The 19026-nt window shown below is 68.9% G+C and carries 20 protein-coding genes; 4 read left to right on the top strand and 16 right to left on the bottom strand.

Annotated features, from left to right (window positions below):
• Position 1 precedes the first annotated feature (1 nt).
• Both OD997_RS15575 and OD997_RS15570 read left to right on the top strand, forming a co-directional pair.
• The gene (locus tag OD997_RS15575) at positions 2–511 is read left to right on the top strand and encodes a phosphoribosyltransferase (protein ID WP_210097298.1); all 510 of its coding nucleotides are present in this window, start codon (positions 2–4) and stop codon (positions 509–511) included.
• A 10-nt stretch (positions 512–521) separates the two neighbouring features.
• Positions 522–1142 (top strand): hypothetical protein, encoded by a 621-nt coding sequence (locus OD997_RS15570; RefSeq protein ID WP_434332496.1) that lies wholly within the window; start codon positions 522–524, stop codon positions 1140–1142.
• Positions 1143–1168: 26 nt separating this feature from the next.
• On the opposite strand, the gene OD997_RS15565 is transcribed toward OD997_RS15570, so the two are convergent.
• The 8 genes from OD997_RS15565 to OD997_RS15530 form a co-directional block, all read right to left on the bottom strand.
• The gene (locus OD997_RS15565) at positions 1169–2692 is read right to left on the bottom strand and encodes an ATP-dependent DNA ligase (protein WP_434332495.1); all 1524 of its coding nucleotides are present in this window, start codon (positions 2690–2692) and stop codon (positions 1169–1171) included.
• Between the two features lie 77 nt (positions 2693–2769).
• Positions 2770–3540: an enoyl-CoA hydratase/isomerase family protein gene (locus OD997_RS15560; protein ID WP_434332494.1), complete on the bottom strand. Its 771-nt coding sequence runs from the start codon at positions 3538–3540 to the stop codon at positions 2770–2772.
• A 10-nt stretch (positions 3541–3550) separates the two neighbouring features.
• The gene (gene paaE, locus OD997_RS15555; protein WP_434332493.1) at positions 3551–4732 is read right to left on the bottom strand and encodes a 1,2-phenylacetyl-CoA epoxidase subunit PaaE; all 1182 of its coding nucleotides are present in this window, start codon (positions 4730–4732) and stop codon (positions 3551–3553) included.
• Positions 4732–5238, bottom strand: a complete 507-nt coding sequence (gene paaD, locus OD997_RS15550; protein WP_434332492.1) for a 1,2-phenylacetyl-CoA epoxidase subunit PaaD — start codon at positions 5236–5238, stop codon at positions 4732–4734. The genes paaE and paaD overlap by 1 nt, the downstream gene beginning before the upstream one ends.
• Complete coding sequence (paaC, locus tag OD997_RS15545; RefSeq protein WP_434332491.1) at positions 5232–6074, bottom strand: 1,2-phenylacetyl-CoA epoxidase subunit PaaC; 843 nt, start codon at positions 6072–6074, stop codon at positions 5232–5234. The genes paaD and paaC overlap by 7 nt, the downstream gene beginning before the upstream one ends.
• Positions 6071–6376: a 1,2-phenylacetyl-CoA epoxidase subunit PaaB gene (gene paaB, locus OD997_RS15540; protein WP_434332940.1), complete on the bottom strand. Its 306-nt coding sequence runs from the start codon at positions 6374–6376 to the stop codon at positions 6071–6073. Before paaB ends, paaC begins: the two co-directional genes overlap by 4 nt.
• A complete protein-coding gene (paaA, locus tag OD997_RS15535) occupies positions 6376–7353 on the bottom strand; it encodes a 1,2-phenylacetyl-CoA epoxidase subunit PaaA (RefSeq protein WP_434332490.1) in 978 nt (325 codons plus the stop codon). Before paaA ends, paaB begins: the two co-directional genes overlap by 1 nt.
• Before the next feature lie 87 nt (positions 7354–7440).
• A complete protein-coding gene (locus tag OD997_RS15530; protein WP_434332489.1) occupies positions 7441–7860 on the bottom strand; it encodes a pilus assembly protein CpaE in 420 nt (139 codons plus the stop codon).
• Positions 7861–7975: 115 nt separating this feature from the next.
• On the opposite strand from OD997_RS15530, the gene OD997_RS15525 reads away from it, so the two are divergent.
• Positions 7976–10099: a RecQ family ATP-dependent DNA helicase gene (locus OD997_RS15525; protein WP_434332488.1), complete on the top strand. Its 2124-nt coding sequence runs from the start codon at positions 7976–7978 to the stop codon at positions 10097–10099.
• 110 nt (positions 10100–10209) lie between these two features.
• Here the strand turns inward: OD997_RS15525 and OD997_RS15520 are convergent, their stop codons facing one another.
• From OD997_RS15520 to paaK, 3 genes are read right to left on the bottom strand one after another with little or no spacing between them, the layout of a single operon-like run.
• Positions 10210–10452, bottom strand: coding sequence for a nucleotidyltransferase family protein (locus tag OD997_RS15520; protein WP_434332487.1), 243 nt, complete (start codon positions 10450–10452; stop codon positions 10210–10212).
• A gap of 10 nt (positions 10453–10462) precedes the next feature.
• Entirely contained in the window at positions 10463–10705 is a 243-nt protein-coding gene (locus OD997_RS15515) for a helix-turn-helix domain-containing protein (protein ID WP_434332486.1), read from the bottom strand.
• A 15-nt stretch (positions 10706–10720) separates the two neighbouring features.
• Positions 10721–12052: a phenylacetate--CoA ligase PaaK gene (gene paaK / locus OD997_RS15510; RefSeq protein WP_434332485.1), complete on the bottom strand. Its 1332-nt coding sequence runs from the start codon at positions 12050–12052 to the stop codon at positions 10721–10723.
• 183 nt (positions 12053–12235) lie between these two features.
• Between paaK and OD997_RS15505 the strand changes: the two genes are divergently transcribed.
• Positions 12236–13645 carry an aldehyde dehydrogenase family protein gene (locus tag OD997_RS15505; protein ID WP_434332484.1) on the top strand — a complete coding sequence of 470 codons (1410 nt, stop codon included), beginning with the start codon at positions 12236–12238 and terminating at the stop codon, positions 13643–13645.
• A gap of 88 nt (positions 13646–13733) precedes the next feature.
• On the opposite strand, the gene paaI is transcribed toward OD997_RS15505, so the two are convergent.
• The 5 genes from paaI to OD997_RS15480 are packed head-to-tail and all read right to left on the bottom strand — an operon-like array spanning position 13734 to position 18979.
• Positions 13734–14117 (bottom strand): hydroxyphenylacetyl-CoA thioesterase PaaI, encoded by a 384-nt coding sequence (gene paaI / locus OD997_RS15500; protein ID WP_434332483.1) that lies wholly within the window; start codon positions 14115–14117, stop codon positions 13734–13736.
• Between the two features lie 5 nt (positions 14118–14122).
• Positions 14123–16204, bottom strand: coding sequence for a phenylacetic acid degradation bifunctional protein PaaZ (paaZ, locus tag OD997_RS15495; protein ID WP_434332482.1), 2082 nt, complete (start codon positions 16202–16204; stop codon positions 14123–14125).
• The gene (locus OD997_RS15490; RefSeq protein WP_434332481.1) at positions 16201–17067 is read right to left on the bottom strand and encodes a 3-hydroxyacyl-CoA dehydrogenase family protein; all 867 of its coding nucleotides are present in this window, start codon (positions 17065–17067) and stop codon (positions 16201–16203) included. The genes paaZ and OD997_RS15490 overlap by 4 nt, the downstream gene beginning before the upstream one ends.
• A complete protein-coding gene (locus OD997_RS15485; RefSeq protein WP_434332480.1) occupies positions 17064–17795 on the bottom strand; it encodes an enoyl-CoA hydratase/isomerase family protein in 732 nt (243 codons plus the stop codon). Before OD997_RS15485 ends, OD997_RS15490 begins: the two co-directional genes overlap by 4 nt.
• A complete protein-coding gene (locus OD997_RS15480) occupies positions 17792–18979 on the bottom strand; it encodes a thiolase family protein (protein ID WP_434332479.1) in 1188 nt (395 codons plus the stop codon). Before OD997_RS15480 ends, OD997_RS15485 begins: the two co-directional genes overlap by 4 nt.
• Positions 18980–19026: the final 47 nt, after the last annotated feature.

Here is a 19026-nt window from a genome sequence, read left to right as displayed (position 1 = left end):
GATGACGGATGCTTCGATCGAGCGCGAGACGCTCACCTGGGACGGCTTCGGATCGGCGACGCGAGACCTCGCGCGCAGCATCCTCGACAGCGGCTTCATGCCCGAGGTCGTCGTGGCGATCGCCCGAGGCGGTCTGCTGCCAGCCGGCGCGATCGCCTATGGCCTCGGCGCGAAGAACTGCGGGGCGATCAACGTCGAGTTCTACACCGGTATCGGCACGGTGCTCGATGCGCCGGAGGTGCTGCCTCCCGAGCTCGACATGGCATACCTCGACGGCCGGCGCGTGCTTCTGGTCGACGACGTCGCCGACTCCGGGCGCACCCTCGCCCTGGCCGTGCAGTTGCTGAAGGACAAGGGCGCCGATGTGCGCTCTGTCACGATCTACACGAAGCCGTCGACCATCATCCAGCCCGACTACGCCTGGAAGGACACGGATCTCTGGATCAACTTCCCGTGGTCGTTCCAGGGCACCGTCCGCGAAGAGGACCTCGGGCTCGCGCCGAGCGCCTGACCCCCAGACCATGCACGCACTCTCCGCACCGATGGCGGCGGACGTCGACGCGTCCGGCCGAGCGGGTTCGCGGGCTTCGCGTCTGCGAACCCTCGGCTCGATCGCGCTGATCGTCAGCGGGATCCTGCTCGGTGTCGTGCCGCTCATCAGCAACGAGACCACGGGCGGTTTTTGGGTCGGTCTTCTGGGCGATCTGCTCGGGTTCGCGCTGCTGCTCGCGGGCGTCATCCTGATCAGCGCCGGGACGGCGCTGGCCGGGCGGATCATCCTGATCGCGGGAGCGGCGGTGGCCCTGTTCGGATTCACTTGGTTCCTGCACCTGGGGCTGGTCGTCCAGGTGCCGATCTGGGGGTGGTCTGCCGCGACGGCCCTCGCATTCTTCTGTGCTGGTGCCGCCTATGCCGTCGAAAGACAGGCGGGGCTCAGCATCGCCAGCCTGCTGCTGTGCGGCGGTTCACTGTGGACCGGGGTCATCGTGTTCGGCTCCCCGATCTGGGCGCCGCCCTACACATACCTCCCCACGAGTGTCGCGGCGATCATCGTGGGGCTCGCCCTCTGGACTCTCGACGCAAGCGCGCATCGCGCCGCGACAGAGCCTCAGGGTGTGCCGTCGAACCTGTCGTCCCACTGACCATGCCTTCGTCGACGTGCCGCCGATCACCCTCGCAGCAGCGCGCGCAGCGTCTGGATCGTGTCGGCACCTGACGGCGTCTTGTCGGGTCGATAGCCCTTGACTCTGGCGAAGCGCAGGGCGATGCCACCGGGGTAGCGGGGCGATCGCTGCACGCCGTCGATGGCGATCTCGACCACGAACTCGGGGCGCAGGAACACCGTGCTCTGGGTGCGCCGTGTCTCGAGTGGCGGAAAGTTCTCGGTCTGCCAGCGCAGCAGTTCGTCGGTGAGTCCCTTGAAGGTCTTGCCGACCATCACCAGGCCGCCCGGATCACCGAACTCGCCACTCGGATCGAGCGCGCCGAGGTGGAGGTTCGACAGCCACCCCTGGCGGCGCCCCGAACCCCACTCGGCGGCGAGCACGACGAGGTCGTAGGTCAGTACGGGTTTGACCTTCACCCAGGACTTGCCGCGGCGGCCGGCCGAATAGGGAGCGTCGATGCCCTTGACGAGCACTCCCTCGTGCCCGGCTGCCAGAGCCTCACGCGACAGCTGCTCGGCGGCCACGGGATCGTCGGTAACGATGCCCGGCATGCGCCATTCGCCCACGACCCTCTCCAGCTCGGTCAGGCGGGTGGAGAGCGGTTCGTCGAGCAGGTCGCGACCGTCGACGTGCAGCACGTCGAAGAACCAGGGGCGCAGCACGAGATCGCGCGAGACGTCGGCCCCGAACCGCGACATGGTCTCCTGGAACGGGCGGGGGCCGCCGTCCTCATCGAGGGAGAGCGTCTCGCCGTCGAGGATCAGGTCATCAGCGGGGAGGCTTCGCACGATCTCGACGATCTCGGGCACACGGTGCGTGATGTCGGCGAGGCTGCGGGTGTAGACGCTCACGTCGTCGCCGTGGCGGTGCACCTGGATGCGCGCACCGTCGAGCTTGTACTCCACCGAGGCGCGCCCCGTGACCTCGAGCGCAGCAGTCGGAGTGGCGGCGGTCGAGGCGAGCATCGGCAGCACCGGGCGACCGACCTGCAGGCCGACGGCCGCGAGAGCATCGGCGCTTCCGTGGAGGGCGAGCACGGCGGTCTCGCCCAGGTCACCGGACAGCATCGCCGCCCGCCGCACGGTGCCGACCGGACGATCGGAGGCGCGTGCTATCGCGTCGAGCAGGACACCGCCGAGTGCACCGGTGCGCAGCTCCCCGAGCATCGCGCGCGACAGGAAATCCCATTCGCAGGTGGTGGCGCGGCTGGCGAGCACGGAGAGGAGGCCGCTCCGTGCGGACGCAGATCCTGAGCCCGACGCATGGGTCAGGGTCTCGAACGCCTCGTCGACATCGCTGATCGACAGCGACGGTGCATCGGCGTGCTGCACGTCGAGAGCTGCGATCCCGCGCCAGCCCACGCCGAGGCGCCCCTGACGAGGCGTCGCGAGAAGCAGTCCGACCAGGGCGGGGACGTCCTCCGCGTCAGCGCGCGCGAGCAGCTGCGACAGTGCATCGATCTTGGCGAGCCGCGATGAGGTCGCGGTGACGGTGTCTGCGGTGGTGACGAGCTCCGAGAGCAACATGCATGCAGTCTCGCATCGGCATCCGACATCGACGACGGCCTTGCTTTCGCCTGTCCAGCCGCAGTAAGAACGTCGGGTCAGCGCCCGCGGAACTCCGGTTTCCGCTTCTCCTGGAACGCCGAGAAGCCCTCGCGATAGTCATCGGTGTCGCAGAGGGCTGCCTGCGCGGCGTTCTCGATCTCGATCGAGTCCCAGAGAGCGAGGCGCTCGTCGCGAATCCGGGCGACCAGCTGCTTGCTCGCGAGGAAGGCCGCGGTGGCGCCTCGTGCGGCGGTCGCCGCGGCATCCGTCGTCGCCCCGAGCACCTCGTCGTCGGGCAGGACGCGTGAGAACAGCCCCGACGTCACAGCCTCTGCGCCGGTCATCAGTCGCCCCGTATAGATGAGGTCGAGCGTCTTGTGCGCTCCGAGCCGCTCGACGAAGAGCGCATGGCCTCCGGAATCGAGCGTGGCTCCGAGCGCGGCGAACGGCGAGCCGATCTTCGCCGACTCCGCCACGTAGACGACGTCGGTGGCGATCAGGAGTCCGAGTCCGACACCCAGGCAGGCGCCGTGCGCGACCGCGAAGGTCGGCGAGGGGAAGCGCGCCATCCTCTGCAGCAGGGGCGTGACGAGGCCGCCGAGATAGCCCATGACGTCATCGTCGCGCGGGTCCACCGCCGAGATGTCACGGCCGGCGCAGAACGCTCGGCCCTCACCGCGCAGCACGAGCGCGCGCACGCCTGCGGCATCCGCCTCGTCGTAGGCTCGTCCGAGATCGTGGAGCGCCTGCTCGTCGAGCGAGTTCAGCTTCGACGGCGCGTTCAGGACGACTGTCGCGACGTCGTCCTCGATGGTGAGATCGATCATCTGATGCTCCTCAGACGTCGTAGTCGACGACGACGCGGTCGCTCGTCGGGTGGGACTGGCAGGTCAGCACGTAGCCGCGGTCGAGTTCGTCGGGCTCGAGGGCGTAGTTCTCGGTCATGGTCACGCTGCCTTCGAGGACTCGTGCGCGGCACGTACCGCAGACGCCGCCTGCGCATGCGAAGGGGGCGTCGGGGCGCACCCGCAGTGCGGCGTTCAGCACCGACTCATGCGCATCGACGGGGCTCTCGACGGTCGAGGAGACGCCGTCGAGGTTGACCTCGATCCGGATCGTCTTCTCTCCGGCTCGCATTTGGACCGGGCGTGCTGCACGCACCGGCTCATCCCCGGTCGTGAAGAGCTCGAACCGGATGTGCTCCCGCGGCACCCCCACATCGGCGAGCACCTCCCGGCACAGGTCGACGAGCGAGAGCGGTCCGCACAGGAACCACTCGTCGACGTCGGTCGGGTCGATCAGTATGCCCAGGATCGTCCGCAGCTTCTCCTCGTCGATGCGACCGGACAGCACCGGTGCCGTGCGCTGCTCGCGCGAGAGGACGTGGTGCAGGGTCAGGCGCGTCGGATAGCGGTCCTTCAGGTCGGCGAGGTCCTCGAGGAACATCACGTCGAGCGTCGAGCGGTTCGTGTAGAGGAGCGTGAAGCGCGAGGTGTCGGAGCGCGTCAGCACCGTGTGCGCGAGAGCCATCAGCGGTGTGATGCCTGAGCCTGCCGCTATGCCCACGACGTGGCGCTGATCGAGATCGTCGAGGCCCGAGGTGAATGTGCCCTGCGGACTCATCACGTCGATCTCGAATCCCGGGTGCAGGCCCGTCTGCGCCCACGTGGAGAACAGGCCACCCTCGTCGCGCTTCACGGCGACGCTGAGGCGGGTCGGCATCCCGGCGGCGATCTGCTCGTCGGTGCGATGCTCGGGTGCGCGACACAGCGAGTACGACCGGCGCACCTCGGTGCCGTCGAGCGTCGTTCGCAGCGCCACGTACTGGCCGGGCTGGTGGTCGTAGTCATCGGCCAGCTCGGCCGGAACGGTGAAGGTCACCTCGACCGAGTCGTCGGTGAGCGGCCGCACCTCTTCTACCGAGAGCGTGTGAAAGCGGGCGCGCTTCTTCGTGGCCGTCGACGCGGGGCGATGCGCGGCGGCCGCGGGAGCGATGCCGGGAGAGGCGAACAGCGACATCAGTGCACCTTGAAGTGGTCGAAGGGCTCGAGGCAGGCACGGCATTCGAACAGCGCCTTGCACGAGGTGGATCCGAAGCGCGAGACCTCGCGGGTGTCGAGCGATCCGCACCTCGGGCAGCGCACGCTGATCGCCAGGCGGATCGGGCCGGACGATATCGCTGAGCGGCCGGAGGGAGGCGCGATGCCGTACTGCGACAGCTTCTGCTTGCCGGCATCCGACATCCAGTCCGTCGTCCAGGCGGGGGAGAGCACGAGGCGTACCTCGACCTTCTCGTAGCCGGCCACAGTCAGGGCCAAGATGACGTCGTCGCGGATCGTGTCCATCGCCGGGCATCCGCTGTAGGTCGGCGTGATGTCGACCGTGACGGTCGACCCGTCGACGGCGACGGCACGGAGCACACCGAGATCCTCGATCGTGAGCACCGGCACCTCGGGGTCGGCCACGGCCGCGGCGATCCGCCAGGCCGCCGCCTGCGCATCGGTCTGCAGCGTGCCGGTCACCATGACGCTCCCGGATGGCGCCTGGCGAGCACCTGCATCTCGGCGAGCAGATGGCCGAGCGGTGTGGCGTGCGCGCCCCGTCGGCCGCCGGCGGACGATGCCGAGACGACAGGCGTCTCCAGCTCCGCCTCGGTGAACACGGTGTCGACGACCGCGTCGAAACCGGGGCGCAGAGTCGACGGCCGCACCGCGGCAGCGCCGAGTCGATCGATGAGGGGCTCGTCGCGGAAGAGCTCGTCGACGTAGGGCCAGACGTCGCCGAGCGCGCGGATGATCCGTCGTCTCGATTCGTCGGTGCCGCCGGCCAGGCGAAGCACCCATTGCACGGCGTGGTCGCGGTGGTAGTCGACCTCTTTGAGGGACTTCTCGGCGATCGCGGCGAACGTCTCGTCCGTGCTCGCCCGGAGGGCGGAGTAGAGCTCGAACATGTAGGTCGATACGACGAACTGACGTGCGATGGTCTGCGCGAAGTCGCCGTTGGGTTGCTCGACGATCCACGCGCTGCGGAAGTCCGGCTCGTCGCGGAAGTACGCGAGATCGTCTTCGGAACGTCCGTCGTACGACCCCGCGAAGTGCAGGAACGAGCGGGCGTGGCCGAGCAGATCGAGGGCGATGTTGCCGAGCGCGACGTCCTCTTCGAGCTCCGGCGCGCGGGCGATCCACTCGCCGAGCTGCTGAGAGAGGATCAGGGCGTCGTCCCCGAGCCACAGTGCGTACTCGGCGATGTCGGCGGATGCTGCGGCGGAGCCTGTTCCGGTGAGTTCCTCGCTCAGCCGCAGCTCGTCGACCGAGACATCGCCGTGCAGGTCGCCATGCAGGTCTGCGTGGATGTCGTTCACAGGTGCGGCACTCCTTCGGAAGCCGTGTAGTAGACGGCATGCCGGTAGTTCTTGCCCGCGGGGCTCTCGAAGTAGGCGCCCTTCGCGTCGGGGTCGCTGGTGGTGATCGCACCCGCCGGAACGGCCCAGATCGAGACGCCCTCGCCCCGGCGTGTGTACAGGTCACGGGCGTTGCGGATCGCCATGTCGGCATCCGGGGCATGCAGGGATCCGACGTGCACGTGGCTCAGACCGCGGTTGGCGCGGACGAAGACCTCCCAGAGGGGCCACGGTTCGCGTTCGTCGGCCCCCGGCGTCGCCATCATGCCACCGCCTTCGTCTTCAGCGCCTGCTTGCGGGCATACTCGGCCGCGGCCTCGCGCACCCACGCGCCCTCCTCGTGTGCCGTGCGGCGGCGCTCGAGACGCTCGGCGTTGCACGGACCGTTGCCGCGCAGCACCTCGAAGAACTCGTCCCAGTCGATCTCGCCGATCACGTACTGGCCGGTCTCGTCATCGAAGCGCAGTTCGGGGTCGGGAAGGGTGACCCCGAGGATCTCGGCCTGCGGCACCAGCATCCCGACGAACCGCTGGCGCAGCTCGTCGTTGGTGAAGCGCTTGATCTTCCACTTCATCGACTGGGCGGAGTTGGGGGACTGGTCATCGGGAGGACCGAACATCGCCAGGCTCGGCCAGTACCAGCGGTTCACGGCATCCTGTGCCATCTGCCTCTGCTCGTCGGTGCCCTGCATCAGGGAGAGCAGGATCTCGAAACCCTGGCGCTGGTGGAACGACTCCTCTTTGCAGACGCGCACCATCGCGCGGCCGTACGGCCCGTACGACGCGCGGCACAGCGGCACCTGGTTGCAGATCGCGGCACCGTCGACGAGCCATCCGATCGCGCCCATGTCGGCCCACGTGGGGGTCGGGTAGTTGAAGATCGACGAGTACTTGGCCTTGCCGCTGATGAGCTGGTCCATCATCTCGTCACGCGTGATCCCGAGAGTCTGCGCGGCGGAGTAGAGGTAGAGGCCGTGCCCGGCCTCGTCCTGCACCTTCGCCATCAGGATCGCCTTGCGCTTGAGGCTCGGCGCCCGGGTGATCCAATTGCCCTCCGGCTGCATGCCGATGATCTCGGAGTGCGCGTGCTGCGAGATCTGACGGATCAGCGTCTTGCGGTATGCGTCGGGCATCCAGTCGCGAGGCTCGATGCGCTGCTCGTTCGCGATGAGCTCGTCGAACAGGCGCTCGTCATCGGAGAGCTCGTCTGCGACGAGGGAGAGATCTGCGGGGCTGGTCATCGTCGACTCCTCGGTGTCCCACCGGCTTTACTGACCGGTCGTTAGGTAATTCTGACATGGAGGTCCGCTGCGCGCAAGGCGAGGCGCTCAGAGAGAGCGCGAGACGAGGTCGAGAAGGGCTCGACCGTATGCCTCGGAGGGGTCCGGATGCTCGAATCTCAACGTCTCGCCGGCGATCTCCACCTCGACGACGAACGCATCGGAAATGCGGGTCAGGGCGCGGAAGGTGCCCCGCAGCAGCTCGCGCAGCTGGTCCTCGCGGGGGAGCCAGACCGCGTCGGCGAGGGTGACGGCATCGAGAGCCCACTCGGTCGTGCCGTTGAAGGCCAGATCGGTGCCGCTGGGCGTCTGGCGGGCCTCGATCGTCATATCGCTGACCGTGAAGACGTCGGCCTCGGCCTCGAGCTCGACCTCGTCCGGCAGATCGAGCTGAAAACGATCACCCTCGGTCGGATGCCACACGAGACCGGCGTCGCGCAGGGATACGGCCAGTTCTCGGGTGATCATCGTTCCACGCTAGACGACGCGATCGGGTGCGGGGCCGTTCCGTCAGTGCATGAAAGTTCCCCGGTGATCGGCGGCCTGGACTCCTGACGTCGGTGGCATGCGGCACAGTGGAGACATGACTTCCCCCGCCGCTGTCGACACCCGCACCGCTGCGCTCTCGGCGCTCCGCGAGCTGGTCGGTCGTCCCGATGCCGACTTCCACGACGGCCAGTACGAGGCGATCGAGGCCCTCGTCGAGGGGCGACGCCGCGCGCTCGTCGTGCAGCGCACGGGGTGGGGCAAGTCGGCCGTGTACTTCGTCGCGACCCTCCTGCTGAGGCGGCAGGGCGCCGGCCCCACCGTGCTCGTCTCGCCGCTGCTGGCGCTGATGCGCGACCAGATCGCCGCCGCCGAACGGGCGGGCGTGCGCGCCGTCGCGATCAACTCGACCAACGCGCACGAGTGGTCCGAGGTCATGGAACAGCTCGACCGCGACGAGGTCGACGTGCTGCTCGTGTCTCCCGAGCGACTGAACAACCCTGCGTTCCGCGAGCAGCAGCTGCCGGCGCTCGTGCGAAGGATCGGGATGCTGGTGGTCGACGAGGCGCACTGCATCAGCGATTGGGGGCATGATTTCCGCCCCGACTATCGGCGGCTGCGCGATCTGATCGAGCAGATGCCGCCTCAGGTGCCTGTGCTCGCCACCACGGCGACCGCGAACAGCAGGGTCGTCGCAGACGTCGCCGAGCAGCTCGGCACCGGTGGGGTCGAATCCGGCGACGACCGACCCGAGGTCCTCACGATTCGGGGCCCGCTCGCCCGCACCTCGCTGCGGCTGGGCGTGCTGCGGCTGCGCGATTCGGCGAGCCGGCTGGCGTGGTTGCTGAGCCACATCGACGACCTCCCCGGCTCCGGCATCATCTACACCCTCACGGTCGCCGCCGCGGTCGACACCGCGCGGCTGCTGCGCGATCACGGCCACGAGGTGCGTGCGTACACGGGGCAGACCGACACCGACGAGCGCACCGAGTCCGAGGGCATGCTCAAGCGCAACGAGGTCAAGGCGCTCGTCGCGACGAGTGCACTCGGCATGGGGTTCGACAAGCCCGACCTCGGATTCGTGCTGCACCTCGGTGCGCCGTCCTCACCGGTCGCGTACTACCAGCAGGTCGGCCGTGCCGGTCGTGCGAGCGAGAGCGCCGACGTCCTGCTGCTGCCGGGCGTCGAGGATCGCGACATCTGGCACTACTTCGCGACGGCGTCGATGCCCGATCGCGAGCGGGCCGAGCGGGTGATCGGGGCGCTCGGCGACCAGCCGATCTCGACTCCCGCTCTCGAGGCGATGGTCGACATCCGGCGCACACCCCTCGAACTGCTGCTCAAGGTGCTCGACGTCGACGGTGCGGTGCGCCGGGTGCAGGGCGGGTGGGTAGCGACCGGTCAACCGTGGACGTACGACGCCGAGCGCTACGAACGCATCGCGGGTGAGCGCCGCGCCGAGCAGCAGCACATGATCGACTACGAGCAGACCGATGGCTGCCGGATGGAGTTCCTGCAGCGCTCTCTCGATGATGACACCGCTGCACCGTGTGGCAGATGCGACAACTGCGCGGGCATCTGGTTTCCGAACGAGATCGGGGAGGCTGCGACAACCCAGGCTGCGGAGTCGCTCGATCGGGTCGGCGTCCCGATCGAACCGCGACGCGCCTGGCCGACGGGGGCCGACAAGCTCGACGTGCCGGTCAAGGGCCGCATTCCAGCGGGAGAGCAGGCGGGCGAGGGGCGCGCTCTCGCCCGATTGACCGATCTCGGCTGGGGTGGCACCCTGCGGGAGCTCTTCGCCGCGGGGGCGCCCGACGCAGCGGTGACCCCGCAGGTTCTCGGTGGTTGTGTGCGGGTCCTCGCCGGCTGGGGGTGGGCAGAGCGCCCGGTCGCAGTCGTGGACATGCCGTCGCGTTCGCATCCGCTGCTCGTCGATTCGCTCGCCCGCGGGATCTCGGAGATCGGGCGACTTCCGTACCTCGGCGCGCTCGACCTGGTGAACGGGGGGCCCGCGGGACAGCCCGGCGGCAACAGCGTCTTCCGTCTCGCCGGTCTGTGGGACCGGTTCAGCGCGCAGGCCCTTGACATCCCTGAGGGCCCGGTGCTCCTCGTCGACGACATGGCCGACAGTCGATGGACTCTGACCGTTGCCGCACGCACCTTGCGTCAGGCCGGCGCCACGGACGTGCTGCCGTTCGTGCTTGCGCTCCGCGGCTGACGACGGCGTCAGCCGCATCGATCAGCGCTTCGTCGATGCGTCCCGTTCTCTCGACCGCATCCTCTGAACAGCTGCGGCAAGCAGGGGAAGCCTCTCGGACGTGTGCCGGTTCACAACGTGACGGCTTCACGTTCGACTGCCTCTGCCACCGCGGGTTTGAGGCCGTCGAAGGGGACGAGGTCGACGGGCCCTCCGAGTATCCGCCCAGCCTCCCGCCTCATCCGCAGCAGATCGAACACGCCGACGGTCGGCGCGACATCGACGGCCAGGTCGATGTCACTCGACCGCGCCTCATCGCCGCGAGCTACGCTGCCGAAGAGGCGGATGCGCTGCGCCCCGAGCGGCAGGAGCACGCGTCGGAGTTCACCGGAAAGTGCGATCACTCGGGTCGCGCGCGCTCTGCTCCTCCGCAGTGCGCGGAGCGACCTCGACGACCAGTCCGGCAGCCGAGACCAGCCTGTCGACCGCGTCGAACGACGGTTCGCGCCTGCCGTTCTCGTACTCGCTGACGACGCTCTGCGTCACGCCGGCGAGCCGGGCCAGCGCGGATTGCGTCAGCCCACTCTGGCGGCGGGCGTCGCGGATCAACTCGGCGGCGCGACTCATGCAGCGATTGATCTCTCAGCGCAGGTCGTACACGCGCTTGTACTTGCCCTCACTGCGGGGCAGCGTGCCGGGCTCTTCGACCTGGACGTCGACGCTGGTGCCGATGTGCATCTTGATGCGGTGGTGGAGCACCGCCGCCGCGGCGTCGCACTCCTCGGCGCTCAACGACGGGTGCCGCTCGATACGCACGGTCATGGTGTCGAGCTGCGCGACATGGTGCAGTTCGAGCACGAAGTGCGGCGTCAGGGTCTCGATGCCCATCACGAGCTCCTCGATCTGCGTGGGGAACAGGTTCACGCCGCGCAGAATGATCATGTCGTCGTTGCGTCCGGTGATCTTCTCCATGCGGCGCAGAGCGGGGTAGGTCGTGCCGGGAAGAAGTCGCGTCAGGTCGCGTGTGCGGTAGCGGATGACAGGGAACGCCTCCTTGGTGAGAGACGTGAACACCAGTTCGCCCAGCGCGCCGTCCGGCAGGCGATCGCCTGTGTCGCCGTCGATGATCTCGGGCAGGAAGTGGTCCTCCCAGATGTGCGGCCCGTCTTTCGTGAGCACACTCTCGCTCGCGACGCCCGGTCCCATGACCTCGCTGAGCCCGTAGATGTCGACTGCGTCGATGTTCAGTCGTCGCTCGATCTCCCGCCGCATCTCGTTCGTCCAGGGCTCTGCGCCGAGCACCGCCACCCGCAGCGACGTCTTCGTCGGATCGATCCCCGCCGCATCCATCGCGTCCGCGATCGTGAGCAGGTAGCTGGGGGTGCAGAGGATCGCGTCCGGCTCGAAATCGGTGATCAGCTGCACCTGCCGCGCGGTCTGTCCTCCCGACACGGGGATCACCGTGGCGCCGAGCCGCTCGATTCCCGCATGCGCGCCGAGCCCGCCGGTGAAGAGTCCGTAGCCGTACGCGTTGTGGACCTTCATCCCCGCCCGGATGCCGGCGGCGTGCAGCGACCTCGCGATCAGATCGCTCCACCGGTCGAGATCGCCCTCGGTGTAGCCGACCACGGTCGGACGCCCCGTCGTGCCGGAGGACGCGTGGATTCGCCGGACATCGGGCATGGGAACGGCGAACATCCCGAACGGGTAGCTCTCGCGCAGATCGGCTTTGGTGGTGAACGGCAGCTTCTGCACGTCGTCGAGCGTGCGGATGTCGTCGGGATGCACGCCGTGCTCATCGAACTTGCGTCGATAGACGGCGACATTCTCATAGGCGTGGTGCACCGTCCACTGCAGACGCTCCAGCTGCAGGCGGGCGAGAGCCTCGGGCGCGTGCAGCTCCGGTTCGGTTCCGATCTCAGCACGGAGTTCGGTCTCAGCACGGAGTTCGGTCTCGGTGCGGTGTGCGGTCATCGTCGACTCCTTCGTCGCAGGGGGGGTATTCCATCAGATCGTGGATCGGGAGGGCTCGATCTGCCCGAGGCGTACGACCCTGTGCCGCGTGTGCACGAAGGGCCGCAGGGCCTGTACCGGCCGGAGTCGGCGCTCGTAGGCTCCGGATACCGGACGGAGCAGTCCGCGATCAAGGAGGATGCTGTGACCACGACGACGACGATCCTGGAGTCCATCACCGCGCCGGAGGGCGTCGGACGCCCCATCCCGGACGCCGCGACGCGCGGGGTGATCGGCCATGCGCCCGTGCACTCGGTCGACGACCTGAACCGCGCCATCGCGGACGCTCGAGCCGCGCAGCCGGCGTGGGCCGCTCTGGGGCACGCCGAACGCAGCCGCATCCTCAATGCGATCGCCGACGACCTCGACGCGAACGCCGAGGAGCTGGCAGTGCTGCTCTCGCGCGAGCAGGGCAAGCCGCTGAACGGTCCGAACGCCCGCTTCGAGGTCGGGGCGTGCTCGGCATGGACGCGCACTGCCGCAGACACCCCGCTCGAACCGGAGGTCGTCTTCGAGGCCGGCGAATCCCGTGCGGAGGTCCACTACGACCCGCTCGGAGTGGTCGGCGCGATCGGCCCGTGGAACTGGCCGATGATGATCACGGTCTGGCAGATCGCCCCGTCGCTGCGCATGGGCAACACGGTTGTCGTCAAGCCGAGCGAGTTCACGCCGCTGTCGGTGCTCGCGCTCGCGGCGATCTTCAACCGGCACCTGCCCGAGGGTGTGCTGACCGTGATCTCGGGGGATCGGGAGGTGGGAGCGGCGATCGCCGCGCATCCCGACCTCGACAAGATCATGTTCACCGGGTCGACGGCCACGGGTCGCAGGATCGTCGAGGCGTCTGCGAACAGCCTCGCCCGACTGACCCTCGAGCTCGGCGGCAACGACGCCGGCATCATCCTGCCGGGTACCGACATCGACGCGATCGCCGAGAACCTGTTCTGGGGCATCTTCATCAACACAGGTCAGACCTGCGCCGCGCTCAAGCGGCTGTACGTGCACGAGTCGCAGTACGAGCAGGTCGTCGAGACGCTCGCGAAGCTCGCCGACGCCATGCCGCTCGGCAACGGCCTCGATGAGGCGAACGTCCTCGGGCCGCTGCAGAACGAGAAGCAGTTCGACATCGTGTCCCGCCTCGTCGACGACGCGAGGGCACAGGGTGCGCGGATCGTCACCGGAGGCGAGCCCGCACCCGAGCACGGACCCCTTTTCTACCGCACCACGGTCGTCGCCGACATCGATGACGGAGCCGCACTCGTCGACGAGGAGCAGTTCGGTCCGGTCATTCCGGTCGTCCGTTACACCGACGTCGATGACGCCGTCCGTCGGGCCAACGACTCGACCCAGGGGCTCGGCGCGTCGGTCTGGTCGGACGACCCGGATGCCGCGAGTGAGGTCGCGCGCCGCGTGCAGGCCGGCACCGTGTGGATCAACCAGCACGGGGCGATCAACCCTCACGTGCCTTTCGGGGGCATCAAGGCGAGCGGCTACGGGCAGGAGTTCGGCGTGGCCGGGCTCAAGGCGGTCGCAGCCCCCAAGGTCATCCAGCGCTGAGGGCTGACCGCAGCGCGGCACCAGGCCGGGGCCGGAATCGTGACGACACCGATTCCGGCCCTCACCATGCAGGGGGCCGCGCACCGTCTCACCCCGCCTGAGAACGGTTCGTCGTGAGCGAGCGGCCACGGACCTCGGCGACGACGTCGCCTGACTCGTCGGTGACCGACACGTCGTAGAGCCCGTTCCGGCCGCTGACGACCCGGCGAACGGCACGTGCGGTCAGGCGCTGGCCCGCGGTCGTCGACTTCAGGAAGGTGATGTCGGCGCCACCGGCGACGGTGACCCGCTCGTCTTCATTGCAGGCGATCGCGAAGGCGGTGTCGGCGAGAGTGAAGACCAGCCCGCCGTGCGTGATCGCGAAGCCGTTCAGCATGTCGTCGCGCACCGTCATCGACACCACAGCCTCGCCGGGTTCGTCGAGTTCGACGACCATGCCCAGCATGGCCGAGGCGGCGTCGCGCTGCATCATCGGCCTCATGCGGCGACGACCTCGGATGCCGGCTCCTTGTTGACCAGGGTGAGCACATCATAGGTCGCGACGAGCTCGTCGCTCTGGTTGCGGATGACGGCATCCCACCGCACCTCGCCGTACTCGTCGGTCTCGCGCGGGGTGATCTGCTTGGCGGTGAGCTCGACCCTGATCGTGTCGCCCGGGGAGACGGGCGTGATGAAACGCAGGTTCTCGAGCCCGTAGTTCGCGAGCACGGGCCCTGGTTCCGGGTCGACGAAGAGACCGGCCGCCCACGAGACGAGCAGGTAGCCGTGGGCCACGCGCCCGGGGAAGAACGGATTCGCCGCAGCGGCCGCCTCGTCCATGTGCGCATAGAAGGTGTCGCCCGTGAAGTGTGCGAACGTCTCGATGTCGGCGAGCGTGACCTCTCGCGATGCCGAGACGATCTGGTCGCCGATGCGGAGCTCGGCGAGCGACTTGCGGAACGGATGCCGGCCATCGCTGTGCGCGGCGGCTCCCGCATGCCACACACCCGTCAACGCCGTGAGCATCTCTGGCGAGCCCTGCACCGCTGTGCGCTGCATGTGGTGCAGCACCGCACGGATGCCGCCGAGCTCCTCGCCGCCGCCGGCCCGGCCGGGACCGCCGTGCACGAGGTTCGGGAGCGGAGAGCCGTGACCGGTCGACGATCGCGCGTCGTCGCGGTCGAGCAGCAGCATCCTGCCGTTGAAGGGGGCGATGCGCGCGGCCAGGTCCACCGCCTGCACCGGGTCGTGCGTCGCGATGCTGGTGACCAGTGACCCGCCGCCCCGCGCCACGAGTGCCGCGGCGTCGGCGGTGGTGTCGTACGTGAGCAGCGAGGACACGGGGCCGAAGGCCTCGATCGAGTGCGCGGCGTCGGTCTGCGGGTCATCGAAGCGCAGCAGCAGCGGCGACACGAACGCCCCGTCGGGAGAGAGGCCCGTGCTGCCGTCGGTGAGCCGCACCTCGGGAGCATCCGTCGATCCCACGACGATCTGCCCTCCCGCTGCCTGCAGTCTGCCCACCTGTCGCAGCACCTCGTCGCGCTGCGCGGTCGAGGCGAGAGGGCCCATGGTGACGCCCTCGGCGCGCGGGTCGCCCAGCACTGTCTTGTCGGAGATGCGCGCCTGCACGGCGGCGATCACGGCATCCGCGGCCCCGGTCGGAACGATCGCGCGGCGGATTGCCGTGCACTTCTGGCCGGCTTTCGTCGTCATCTCGGTGACGAGCTGGCGCACGTAGGCGTCGAACTCCGGCGTGCCCTCGACCGCGTCGGTGCCGAGTACCGAGGCGTTGATCGAGTCGGTCTCGGCGGTGAATCGCACACCGCCGGTCTGCACTGCGGGGTGGGCCTTGAGGCTCTCCGCCGTCGATGCGCTGCCGGTGAAGCCGACGATGTCGCCGAGTCGCAGGTTCTCGAACAGATCGGGCACGCTTCCGCTGACGAGCTGGAGCGATCCGCCGGGCAGCAGTCCGGACTCGACGAGGATGCGCACCATGGCCTCCGCGAGATAGCCCGTGGGGGTAGCGGGTTTCACGACGGTCGGCATGCCGGCCAGGAATGCGGGAGCGAATTTCTCCAGCGATCCCCACACCGGGAAGTTGAAGGCGTTGATCTGCACGGCGACGCCGGGAAGCGTCGTATAGACGTGGCGTCCGAGGAACGACCCGTCCTTCGAGAGCGGCTCGACCGGGCCGTCGACGTGCACATGGCTGTTCGGCAGCTCGCGGCGGCCCTTGCCGGAATAGGAGAAGAGCACCCCGATGCCGCCGTCGATGTCGACCCACGAGTCGTTCTTCGTGGCACCGGTGCGAGAGGACAGCGCATACAGCTCGTCCTTGCGCTCGGTGAGGGCGAGGGCGAACTGCTTGAGGAGCACGGCGCGCTGGTGGAACGTAAGCGCTCCGAGGCTCTTCTGCCCTGTAGTGCGGGCGTGCTCCAGCGCCCCGGCGAGATCGAGGCCCTCGGAGGACACGAGCGTGACGACGTCGCCGGTCGATGCGTCGAGAACCTCGGCGGAGCGCGCGGGCGCCGACGGCGTCCACCACTCGCCCTGGACGTAACTCGGCAGATACTCGGTCATCTCTCCTCGTTCCATGCGTAGAACCCTTCGCCGCTCTTGCGGCCGAGCTTTCCTTCGGCGACCATCCGTCGCAGCAGATCCGGCGGGGCGAACCGCGCGCCGAGCGTGCGTTCCAACTCCTCGGCGATACCCAGGCGCACATCCAGGCCGACCACGTCGGTCGTGCGCAGCGGCCCCATCGGGTGTCGGTATCCCAGAGTCATGGCCGCATCGATGTCGGCCGCGGACGCGACGCCCTCCTCGAGCATCCGGATCGCCTCCAGGCCGAGCATGACGCCGAGTCGAGACGATGCGAACCCGGGGGAGTCGCTGACGACGATCGGTGTCTTGCCGAGAGCGGTCACCCAACCCGTCGCGCTCTCGACGATCGCTGCATCGGTCGCTGCGCTGCGCACGATCTCAACGAGCGCCGATGCGGGCACGGGGTTGAAGAAATGAAGACCGAGGAACCGCTCGGGGCGCAGGCGGCCCGAGGCCAGATCACCGATCGAGATCGACGAGGTGTTGCTCGCCAGCGTCGCGTGCTCGGGCATCGCCGCCTCGGCGCGGGCGAGCGCATCATCCTTGAGAGTGCGGTCTTCGGGGACCGCCTCGATCGCCAGGTCGACCTCGGCGAAGGCCGCGAGATCGTCGCCGGTCGTGAGGTGGTCGCTGAGTTCGCTCTCATCCAGGGATGAGTCACGCTCGATCGATCTGCGGATGCTGTCGCTGATGCGGGTCCGTGCCGCGTCGGCGCTCGCCGCATCGCGTTCGACCACGCTGACGTGCGATCCCGCGAGCAGGAACGCGTGAGCGATGCCGGCGCCCATGCGCCCACCGCCCAGCACTCCGACCCTGCGTGGTGCCTCGGGGGTCTCGCTCATCGGCTCTTCCTCTCCAGGAACGCGGTCATGCGGCGGTGCTTCTCGGGCGACTCGAAGAGCTCGGCCTGCAACTCGAGCTCGATCGCCGGATGCTGCGCCCTCGGGGCACGCAGTGCGCGCTTCGTGTACTGCGTCGCCAGCGGGTCGTTCGCCGCGATCCGGTCGACGATCCCGTGCGCGGCGGCGAGCAGTTCCTCGGCCGGATGCAGAGACGAGACCAGTCCCCAGCGCAGCGCCTCCTCGGCATCGAGCGCTCGCCCTGTGAGCAGCAGCTCGCTCGCGCGGGCATCGCCGACGATCTCGGGAAGCCGCCAGGTCGCACCGGCCGCCGCGATGATGCCGAGCCCCGTCTCGGGGTTGCCGATGCGGAGCGACGGCGTCGCGATGCGGATGTCCGCGGCGTACGCGAGCTCGGCCCCTCCTCCGAGCGCATAGCCGTCGATCGCCGCGATCACGGGCATCGGGAGTTGGTGGATGCGGATGAACGCGGTCGCGTTGATGCCGCGCCTGGCATCGTCCGCGGTGCGATCGCGCAGCTGAGCGATGTCGGCTCCGGCGGCGAAGACCCCGCCCGACCCCGCGAGGATCAGCGTGCGCGGAGCCTCTTCGAGCATCGCGCACAGCTCGTGCAGCGCATCGACCGTCGCCTGGTCGATGGCGTTGCGCTTCTCGGGGCGGTCGAGCGTGGCGACGACCCGGTCGTCGCGCTCCTCGATGTGCAGGGTCACGTCAGACGCTCCACGATCATGGCCGTGCCCTGTCCGACGCCGACGCACATCGTGGCCAGTCCGTAGCGGGCGTTCTCGCGCTCGAGTCGACCGAGCAGCGTCACGATCAGACGCGACCCGCTGGATCCGAGGGGGTGGCCGAGCGCGATGGCTCCGCCGTCGGCATTGACCATCGCCGGGTCGAGTCCGAGTCGGCGGATGCAGGCGAGGGACTGCGACGCGAACGCTTCGTTCAGTTCGACAGCGCCGAGATCCCCGATCTGCAGGCCCGCCTTCGCGAGCGCCTTCTGCGTGGCCGGTACGGGGCCGAGGCCCATGATCTCGGGAGCGAGCGCGGCTGTCGCGGACGCGACGATCCGGGCCCGCGGCCGCAGGCCGTGCCGCGCGACGGCATCGGCGCTCGCCACGACGATCGCGGAGGCTCCGTCGTTCAGCGAACTCGAGTTCCCCGCCGTGACCACCTCGCCGCCGGCCACGACGGCGCGGAGCTTCGCGAGGGCTTCGAGGGTGGTGTCGCGTCGTGGTCCCTCGTCGATATCGACGATGCCGCGGCCCGTGTCGACCCCGACGATCTCAGGGGCGAAGCGCCCGGCGTCGATCGCCGCGATCGCTCGTCGGTGGCTCAGGAGGGCGAAGTCATCGGCATCCGCTCGGCTGATCCCGTCCAGGCGTGCGACCTCCTCCGCCGTCTCCGGCATCGAGAACGTCGCCTTGTCGCGCTCGCTCAGCAGGGGGTTCGTGAAACGCCAGCCGATCGACGTGTCGAAGGCCGCACCGGGCTTGGCCCATGCCCTCTCGGGCTTCGCCTGCACCCAGGGGGCACGAGTCATGGACTCGACCCCGCCGGCGACGATGAGGTCGGCGTCTCCTGCGCGCACGGCGTTCGAGGCGAGGGCGATGGCCGACATGCCCGAAGCGCAGAGCCGGTTGACGGTCAATCCGGGGATCGAATCGGGCAGGCCTGCGAGCAGCACGGCCATCCGTGCCACGTTGCGATTGTCCTCACCGGCCTGGTTGGCGGCGCCGAGGATCACCTCGTCGATCTCGTCGACGGGGATCGCGGATCTGCGGGCCGTCTCGCCGACCACGAGAGCTGCGAGATCGTCGGGGCGGACGGACGCGAGTGCGCCTCCATAGCGGCCGACGGGGGTGCGGACGCCATCGACGAGATAGGCCTCGGACATCATCATCCTCTCGATCACCAACGCTGGCGATAATTTCAGACCGATCG

The organism is Microbacterium sp. CGR1, assembly GCF_051062835.1.
GTDB lineage: Bacteria > Actinomycetota > Actinomycetes > Actinomycetales > Microbacteriaceae > Microbacterium.
This window is presented reverse-complemented; position numbering and strand designations above follow the sequence as displayed.

What these genes read in the sequence shown, in the direction of transcription:
- paaI (WP_434332483.1), bottom strand. Translation starts at nt 14,117, where the DNA reads ATGATGCAGCGCGACGCCGCCTCGGCCATGCTGGGCATGGTCGTCGAA.
- OD997_RS15565 (WP_434332495.1), bottom strand. Translation starts at nt 2,692, where the DNA reads ATGTTGCTCTCGGAGCTCGTCACCACCGCAGACACCGTCACCGCGACC.
- OD997_RS15560 (WP_434332494.1), bottom strand. Translation starts at nt 3,540, where the DNA reads ATGATCGATCTCACCATCGAGGACGACGTCGCGACAGTCGTCCTGAAC.
- OD997_RS15575 (WP_210097298.1), top strand. Translation starts at nt 2, where the DNA reads ATGACGGATGCTTCGATCGAGCGCGAGACGCTCACCTGGGACGGCTTC.
- OD997_RS15480 (WP_434332479.1), bottom strand. Translation starts at nt 18,979, where the DNA reads ATGTCCGAGGCCTATCTCGTCGATGGCGTCCGCACCCCCGTCGGCCGC.
- paaE (WP_434332493.1), bottom strand. Translation starts at nt 4,732, where the DNA reads ATGTCGCTGTTCGCCTCTCCCGGCATCGCTCCCGCGGCCGCCGCGCAT.
- OD997_RS15530 (WP_434332489.1), bottom strand. Translation starts at nt 7,860, where the DNA reads ATGATCACCCGAGAACTGGCCGTATCCCTGCGCGACGCCGGTCTCGTG.
- OD997_RS15570 (WP_434332496.1), top strand. Translation starts at nt 522, where the DNA reads ATGCACGCACTCTCCGCACCGATGGCGGCGGACGTCGACGCGTCCGGC.
- paaB (WP_434332940.1), bottom strand. Translation starts at nt 6,376, where the DNA reads ATGGCGACGCCGGGGGCCGACGAACGCGAACCGTGGCCCCTCTGGGAG.
- OD997_RS15490 (WP_434332481.1), bottom strand. Translation starts at nt 17,067, where the DNA reads ATGAGCGAGACCCCCGAGGCACCACGCAGGGTCGGAGTGCTGGGCGGT.
- OD997_RS15515 (WP_434332486.1), bottom strand. Translation starts at nt 10,705, where the DNA reads ATGAGTCGCGCCGCCGAGTTGATCCGCGACGCCCGCCGCCAGAGTGGG.
- OD997_RS15525 (WP_434332488.1), top strand. Translation starts at nt 7,976, where the DNA reads ATGACTTCCCCCGCCGCTGTCGACACCCGCACCGCTGCGCTCTCGGCG.
- paaK (WP_434332485.1), bottom strand. Translation starts at nt 12,052, where the DNA reads ATGACCGCACACCGCACCGAGACCGAACTCCGTGCTGAGACCGAACTC.
- paaA (WP_434332490.1), bottom strand. Translation starts at nt 7,353, where the DNA reads ATGACCAGCCCCGCAGATCTCTCCCTCGTCGCAGACGAGCTCTCCGAT.
- paaZ (WP_434332482.1), bottom strand. Translation starts at nt 16,204, where the DNA reads ATGACCGAGTATCTGCCGAGTTACGTCCAGGGCGAGTGGTGGACGCCG.
- paaD (WP_434332492.1), bottom strand. Translation starts at nt 5,238, where the DNA reads ATGGTGACCGGCACGCTGCAGACCGATGCGCAGGCGGCGGCCTGGCGG.